Origin of the sequence: Lacticaseibacillus daqingensis, from assembly GCF_003946115.1 — a bacterium.
Taxonomy (GTDB): Bacteria; Bacillota; Bacilli; order Lactobacillales; family Lactobacillaceae; genus Lacticaseibacillus; species Lacticaseibacillus daqingensis.
In genome coordinates, this window is record NZ_RHOH01000021.1 from 1 (window position 1) to 7950 (window position 7950).

Here is a 7950-nt window from a genome sequence, read left to right on the forward strand (position 1 = left end):
CGCCGAGTGGTGTCAATTTTAGCACCGAATGGGGTAAAAAAGATCGCCGAGTTGGGCAATTCGCTTCGCCGCCTTCAGACTACGCCGACCAAAGCAAGTAGTCACCCTTCACAGATAAGATATGGGTTCTATCTGGTTTGATTATCTCACTTCAATCAACGAGAAGGAAGTGACGTAATTGGATAAGAGCTTTGTCTGCTATCAAGATCTGATGGCATTAGGATTTAAGCAGCATACTGCGCGCGATATCATTAGACAAGCGAAACAAAGGATGGTACAAAAGGGTTATCCCTTGTATCTCAACCGAAACTTAGGGCGCGTGCCGCGTTCTGTCGTTGAGTCCATTCTCGGATCACCGATGAATGGAGCTGTTGAGAATGAGTAAAACCAAATATCCAGGCGTGTTCATAGACGCCAAAGGTAACTTCTACTATGAAACCGAGTTAGGCACCGATAAGATGAGTGGTAAGCGCGTCCGCAAGAAAGGGCGGAAGGACAGTCAAGGAATGCCATTCAGCACCGCGTTTGCGGCGAACAAGGAACTCACGCGGGTGAAACGCGAATATCATGAGGCGCATGGGTTTACGAACTTCCGCATGACTTACCGCCAATTCATGAAAGACTCGTATATCCCAGCGTACAAAACCGACGTGGAGGAAAGCACCTTCGCCGTCCGTAATCGCAGCTTTGATATCTGTATCGCGCGGTTTGGCGACTTGCTGCTGCGTGACATCGATATCACCGACGTGCAGAACTTCCGCACGTGGTTGCTCACAGATGAGAAAGACGGCGGTGCGGGCTACTCGCAAGGCTATGCTGGATTGGTGTTCGGCTGTTTCCGCAAGTCCCTTGACCACGCGGTGCAGATGCAGTATCTGTCCAGCAATGTGTCGAAGCGCGTTAAGGCGATCCCCAAGGCCAAAAGCAGCGTACCATTTTGGACGAAAGCCGAGTTTGAACAAGTTATCGCGCAAATCTGCATTGATGATATCTACGGGCACCTGAACTTCGTGATGTTGTGGCTGTACTTCCTGACTGGTGTGCGGGTCAACGAAGGTACAGCGCTGTGGTGGCGGGATGTTGATCTCGCCAAGAAGCAGCTACACGTTGACCACATGCTGGTGATGAAGAACCGGCATGACTGGGAACGCCACAACTACACGAAGACAGACAGCGGCAAGCGCATCTTGACGCTCGATGATGACACCGTGGCAATTCTACGGCGCTGGCGTGAGGTGCAGAAGAGTTTCGGTCTGGGTGGGGTTGATGATTTCATCATGACCTATGACGGCTTGCCGATGACCAAGTCCACGATTTCGCGGATTATCCACCGCTACGCCAAGTTGGCGCATGTGCACCCGGTCGAAGGCAAAGGGCTGCGCCACAGTCACGCGTCGTATCTCATCAATGAGTTCAACGTCTCGGTGCTGGTGTTGTCAAAGCGCTTAGGCCACTCGTCACCTGAGATTACGCTGAAGCACTACTCACACTTGTGGGGCGGGCTAGATGCTGACATCGCCGAGCAGATTGCGGGTAACATCACGATCAAGACGGCGGGTCAGAATCAGGTGCGGTTCGTGGGGAATCAGGCGGTAAAGTACGATCAATTAAGCCCCGCCAAACTCCCCGCCAAAACGGCAGTTGAGGCATAGAAAGCCATTGATGACGAGGGTTACCGCCGCTGAAGATACGCTCGAGTGGGAACAGCGTAAGCTTGGAGATATTGCAGTTATCACTTTTGGGCAATCTCCAGATGGCAAGAATTATACTGATAATCCTAATGATCATATTTTGGTTCAAGGCAATGCAGACATAAAAGACGGTCACGTTGTACCGCGAGTCTGGACGAAACAAGTAACTAAGTCAGCATTACCTGGGGATCTAATATTCTCTGTCCGTGCCCCGGTAGGTGATGTAGGAATGACTGACTTCCCGGTCGTTCTTGGCCGCGGTGTGGCAGGATTCAAAGCAAATCAGTTCGTTTTCTTCTTGCTTGAAAAGTTAAAGTTAGAAGGATACTGGACGCGGTACAGCAGTGGTTCAACTTTCGAATCCGTAAATTCTAAGGATGTAAAAACTGCTCCAGTGTTGAGCCCATCCACGATTGAACAGGAACAAATTGGGGCATTTATTGCAGTTATCAACGATACTATCGCTCTTCATCAACGTAAGCTCGAAGACCTCAAACAACTAAAGAAAGTCCTTCTGCAGAAACTGTTTGTATAGTTCGACTTTTTCAGTACGGCGAACACATCTCAACGAAACAGGAGGGGGAGCATGTATGGCAGAAAATAAATTTGAAGATGCAGTGATCGAGAAGCTAAAGAATGAGGGGTGGACTTATCGCAAAGACCTTTCCGGTGTGACGGCGCCGCACCTGTATGACCATTGGCGAGAGATTCTAAATCAGAATAATGCAAGAAAACTGGATGGCAAGGAACTCACAGACGGCGAATTTGCACTGATTAAGCAGGAAGTTGCCAAGAACAAGACACCGTATGACGCGCAGTTGATGTTAGCCGGTTCCGGCGGAGTCGGTACGGTGCCGTTGTTACGTGAAGATGGCACCAAGTTAGAAATTGAAATCTTCTACGGAGATGAAGTGGCCGGTGGCCGCTCACGTTATGAGATCGTTAACCAGATCACCTTCACTGACTTGCCATATACCCTCAGCAAGAAACGCCGCATCGACGTGATGCTACTGATCAATGGGTTGCCTGTGGCACACATTGAGGAGAAGGACGAATCCCTTCAGAATCAGTGGAACGCCTTCGAACAGCTGCAGAAGTATGATGGCGACGGGATGTACACTGGCCTGTTCTCATTTGTGCAGGTGCAGTTCATCTTGTCACAACATTCAGCTCACTACTTGGCACGACCACGAAGCACTGAGGATTATAATAAGGACTTTTGCTTTGGTTGGCGCGACGACAACGGCAAGGACGTTACGGATACCATGACCTTCATTCACCAGGTAATGGGGATTCCAGCGCTACATCGGCTGGTCACCGTCAACATGATCCCTGATGCATCTAATGACAACTTGATGGTCATGCGCTCTTATCAGATTCAAGCAACGCGCGCGATCCTGGATCGGATGCGTACAATGGATGCCAACGGCTTGATTGAAAAAGAAGGCGGGTATGTGTGGCATACCACTGGCTCCGGTAAAACGGTCACTTCTTTCAAAGTTGCGCAGTTATTGGCAGCGATGCCGCGTGTGCGCAACGTCTTGTTCATTGTCGATCGCGTCGATCTGATTAACCAGACCTTCGAGAACTTCAAGTCGTATGCTTATAAGACGTTTGAAGATCGGATTCAGGTGGTGAAGGGATATGAACTCAAGAAGGCACTCAAACATAGAAATGCAGCCTCACACATTTTCCTGATCACGGTACAAGGTTTGGATAAAGCGGTAAAAGCAGGCCTGACCTCCGATGAGCGCAATGTCATTCTGATGGATGAGGCGCATCGTTCGGCCAGCGGCGATACCGTGAAGCGAATCAAGGCGGCTTTCCCTAAGACCACATGGTTTGGCTTTACAGGCACGCCGAATTTCTATAGCGATGAAGTCAATGATGTGACCACGTCGCGAGCAATTTCTACTTATGACGTTTTCGGCAAACGCCTACACCGATATACCATCAAGGACGCGATCGGCGATGGCAACGTGTTGGGCTTCGATGTGACCTATAGTACGGTGGATGTGGAAGCTGACGCCAACAATGAATGGACGGAAGAGGAACTTGAGCGAGAGGTCTACACGTCGCTTCCTTATCGGCAGGAAGTGGTTCAAGATATTCTCAATCAGTGGGCCGACGACCATTCTGGTCCGATTGAGATGGGGGTTCGCCAGCCCAATCAGTTCCATGGGATCTTTGCGGCTTCTGGCAAACAGGCAGTTGTGGCCTACTACAATCTGTTTCGAGAGATGGCACCAGAGCTGCGGGTGGCGATGACCTATTCGCGTGATGAGGCGAATGGTGTCGGTAGTTCAGATTTGCAGGCCGCCTTGAAGCAAGCGATGACAGACTATACTGCCTTCTTTGGCACACAAGATTTTCTCAACAGCCCCAATCCGGAACGCGACTACCTGAACGATATCACGAAGCGGTTGGCCCACAAGAAGCCCTACAATCATCGGCTGACCGCCGCCGAAGAGGCTACGATGCCGCAACGCCTGGACCTGGTGATCGTTTCTGATCAACTCTTGACGGGGTTTGATGCCAAGTATGTGAACGTGATCTACTTAGACAAACTACTGAAGGAAGGTATGCTGATTCAGGCAATGTCACGGACCAACCGCACCATCGACAAGAACGCGAAGCCGCACGGGAAGGTGCGCTTCTTCCGTAAAGGCGAGTTGATGGAGGAGAATGTCCGCAACGCATTGATTATCTATACCAAAGGTGGCAACGACACGATCGAAGACGCCAAGAATCAGCCTGATGATTCTGAGCAACAAGACTTATTCGATGATGATATTCTGGCGCCTAAGATGGCAACACAGATCAACGACTTGGCACCGAAAATCGCGCGTTTGAAAGCAATCGCAGGGGATGACTTCAGCCAGACGCCGCGTTCTGAGAAGGAACAACTTGAATTTGCTGTCATCGCTGCCGAAGTGAATCAGAAGGTCCAGCGATTGGTCCAGCAAGGCTACGCTTTTGGCTCGGCAGTCGATGACTTCGATGAGAAAGGCAAACCAACTGGTGAGAAAGTCAGGTTGGCTATTCAAGACAAGGATCGCTTCAGTGCGCTCCAGGCGCGGCTCAACGATGTCAACGAACTACTCCCTGATGATAAGAAAATCGACCTGACCAATATCAAAGTCGCAATTGATCTGTACAACCACGAGATTATCGACTACGACAAGCTGGTTGAGCTGTTGAACACCTATATCGACGATACGATTCCGACTAACCGTGATGCGGTTGAAGATCATATCACACCGATGGATGATGATAACCGGTCGGAGATCGAAGATATCCTAGATGGGATCGAAAGCGGTGATTATACTGAACACTTTGATACAGATTCCCTTCAGCACGCGCGCCGCACCATCCGCACGGAGAAGAAGGAATTGAAGATCAGACGCTGGTCTGCTGACAATGATTACAACGGAAACGCAATCATGGAAGCATATGATTGCTATTTGCCAGGCGTTGGCCTAAATGACAACCCGAAGCTGAAGGATCGTATTGACAAGATTGAAGAGTCAGAGAACTTAGGATTCTTTGAAACCGCTGACTTCGAAGACGGGTTATTGGCGTTCTTTTCCGAATTGAAGTGAGAATCAGTCTAGAAAACGTCGGAAAGGCCTTTTTCTTGCTGAAGTTATCCTTGCAAAACATACAGCGCTTTATCGAAATCCCCGACCGTTATCCTGCATGTAGCAGTGGTAACAATCGGGGATTTATTTGACGAAAATGATTCATTTTAGACTAACGATGCACATGATCGACAGGCTAGACCAGCCCAGATAGGAACCGCATTGCCTTGTCGGTATCTTGGCTTTCTAATTCTTGAATGATATGGAGATAGGTTTGCTGAGTCGTCGTCATGTTGGAATGGCCGAGTCTGCGGGCCACACTCGCAATCGTTACGCCAGCGAATAGGAGTAGAGATGCATGGGTATGGCGAAGCCCATGAATGGAGATTACTGGTACGCCAACATTCTCACAGTGTTTGCGAAGTTGGTTGTTGACCGTGGAGTTGAAGACTCTGCCATTAACAAATATTGGTTCATCCTCTGGCAGATCTTTGACAAGCTGGGAGAACTGGGTAATTGTCTGCCAGTCGATTTGGATTCGGCGCTTTGAGCTGAAGTTCTTAGTTGGCTGAAAGCCACCGTTAGCTGATTTATAGTTCCAAGTTTGCTTGATATTCAGTGATTGGTGCGTGAAGTCAAAGTCTTTTGGGGTCACGGCTAACGCTTCAGCAAAGCGCAGTCCAGTTTTGGCAACTAGAAGGAGGAACCAGTCCCAGTTCGGTGTATCGCTAAGGTCCAGATCTGAAAGTACTGCATGTAGTTCAAACTGATTGAGGTATTTTGCCTTTTTCGGCACAGGGGCCATTCCTTTAACGACGATTTTGCGGGTTGGATCGGTTTTGATTAGGCCCTCATCGAACGCATCTAACAGTGCACTTCGCAGGTGGTGATGAAAGGCGAGTACGGTCTGGCGTTCATGGTTGTCGGCAAAAAGGTTAAGTAATTGTTGGTAGGTTTTACGGTCGATCTGATTGAGCGTAAGTGTCGGTGCGAGTGCAATTAGATGATGATAGGTCATGTCGTATTTCTGCAAAGTGACAGTGCGAACCGCACCAACTTTGTAAAGTTCGTACCATTCTTTGAAATAGCGATAGAAGAGTGAACTCTTTGTGATGGTAGTTTCCATTGTATAGCCTCCGAAATATTTAATTGATGAAATCCGTTCATCGCTCATACTGTAATTCAAAATCGATAGGTAATGAAATAATGTAATTTCGGAGGTGGAAGGGAAAAATACTTACGTTGATGAAGAGCGATAGTTTCGTCGAGCGTGTCGAACAACTTGCCGATTTCTGATTGTTCACGCATACTCTTTGGGATTCGATACTCCTCGTTTGAAACATTAGACCAGTCAGAACGTGGCATTTTTGTCCCAGAAGTTTGATTTGCTAATGTCCGAAAATGATCTGCCTGTATCAATGCGTATGTGTAATTTGACGCAGACTTAGTTGACCGCAAGATCCAGAAGTCTCCCACAGCGATACCTGAAAAGCTGGCATGAAGTCGTTTGTCCAGATATGGCCGAAGCTTTCCAAAGAGAATGTCATCTTTCTGAAATTCGACACCTCGCTTGTGCACCGTCTTCTGTGCCACATCTTTATTGAGTGATCCCACACCTGCTTGAATATCTTCATATTCGACAGATGGGATGTTTCGACTCTCACTCTGCTTTGTTACTCGTTCCACGAAGGTTAGTAGCTTACGCTGTTCCCAAACGTACGAATGTTTGACCGAGATATCATGGTTAACAATATGATGCATTTTTAGTGTAAAATAATGCGTCAAATAATGCGATAAAGCATGTAAATCGCCATATTATCGCCTCGATTATTGGAACTTTATGTGAGAACGTTCCAATAATGTAAGCTTTCATGTTTTTGAAAATGAGCACTCGACACTCCAACATCGGCGCTATAATAATCCTGATTCATTCATAGGTTTGTGAAATACAACCATAGGCTCAATAGCGACACTAACTTCGCCATGCCGAATCAATACACCTTGATTTTGGCCAACTTATTCAGAGTCGGCGTCGCCAAATAGACCGAACGTATTTCAACATTTCGGCCAGGCCCGACCATTTAGTTGCTTTGGTCACATTTGCAAAATATCGTTCAACACATTGCCTATAAAGCCACTAAAAACTTGGCTTGAAGCTAAATGTAGGACGATTCGGTGCGCGTGATTCGTGATCTTACCCGTAACATGGAGCAATTCAAAGCGCAAGGTTGCGATTGTCTTTCGTGCGTCAAAAGGTATCAAAATGAGTTTGAATAGTTGAACGATGTTGTAAGAAACAGCACTGATCAAGGCCCTAGCAGCGTTCATCGTAAACGAGTGACTGTCAGTCTTGTCGAAAGCAAAACCGGCTTTCAATTCTTTGATCAGATCTTCGACTCTTCCGCATTGACGATAGCGGGTGATCAATGTTTCACACGGAATCTTCGTATCATTAGTGACCAACCAAGTATGATCGTCCCAAAGAAAAGACTCAGCCTTACTTTCAGAATGCACGATCACGCGATAATTATCCGCCAAAGTTTTAACTTGATAGTCCAGTTCGTGGTCTTCACTTTGAAAATCAGTCGTCATCTCAGGGGATTGAGTTGCCGTTGTGGTGAGTTCGTTAATGCGGTTATTCTTCTTCAGCCGGACAATAAATTTAACACTGCGCTTGG

7 protein-coding genes are annotated in these 7950 nt (G+C 47.7%); 4 read left to right on the top strand and 3 right to left on the bottom strand.

What is annotated here, in order from left to right; all coding sequences use genetic code 11:
- The first annotated feature begins 178 nt into the window (after window positions 1-178).
- Genes EKM88_RS12995 through EKM88_RS13010 form a run of 4 tightly spaced genes read left to right on the top strand, consistent with a single transcriptional unit; the run spans window position 179 to window position 5293 of the window.
- Window positions 179-385 carry a DUF3173 domain-containing protein gene (locus EKM88_RS12995; RefSeq protein ID WP_003575700.1) on the top strand — a complete coding sequence of 69 codons (207 nt, stop codon included), beginning with the start codon at window positions 179-181 and terminating at the stop codon, window positions 383-385.
- Window positions 378-1652 carry a tyrosine-type recombinase/integrase gene (locus tag EKM88_RS13000; RefSeq protein WP_125572539.1) on the top strand — a complete coding sequence of 425 codons (1275 nt, stop codon included), beginning with the start codon at window positions 378-380 and terminating at the stop codon, window positions 1650-1652. Before EKM88_RS12995 ends, EKM88_RS13000 begins: the two co-directional genes overlap by 8 nt.
- 10 nt (window positions 1653-1662) lie before the next feature.
- Window positions 1663-2226 (top strand): restriction endonuclease subunit S, encoded by a 564-nt coding sequence (locus EKM88_RS13005; RefSeq protein ID WP_125706720.1) that lies wholly within the window; start codon window positions 1663-1665, stop codon window positions 2224-2226.
- Window positions 2227-2281: 55 nt separating this feature from the next.
- The gene (locus EKM88_RS13010) at window positions 2282-5293 is read left to right on the top strand and encodes a type I restriction endonuclease subunit R (protein WP_125706721.1); all 3012 of its coding nucleotides are present in this window, start codon (window positions 2282-2284) and stop codon (window positions 5291-5293) included.
- Between the two features lie 175 nt (window positions 5294-5468).
- Here EKM88_RS13010 and EKM88_RS13015 read toward each other — a convergent pair whose 3' ends face one another.
- The 3 genes from EKM88_RS13015 to EKM88_RS13025 form a co-directional block, all read right to left on the bottom strand.
- Window positions 5469-6398, bottom strand: a complete 930-nt coding sequence (locus EKM88_RS13015) for a site-specific integrase (protein ID WP_125706722.1) — start codon at window positions 6396-6398, stop codon at window positions 5469-5471.
- Window positions 6399-6454: 56 nt separating this feature from the next.
- Window positions 6455-6958, bottom strand: coding sequence for a restriction endonuclease subunit S domain-containing protein (locus EKM88_RS13020; RefSeq protein WP_125706723.1), 504 nt, complete (start codon window positions 6956-6958; stop codon window positions 6455-6457).
- 408 nt (window positions 6959-7366) lie between these two features.
- A partial coding sequence (locus tag EKM88_RS13025; RefSeq protein ID WP_164512104.1) for a transposase occupies window positions 7367-7950 on the bottom strand: 584 nt, incomplete at its 5' end.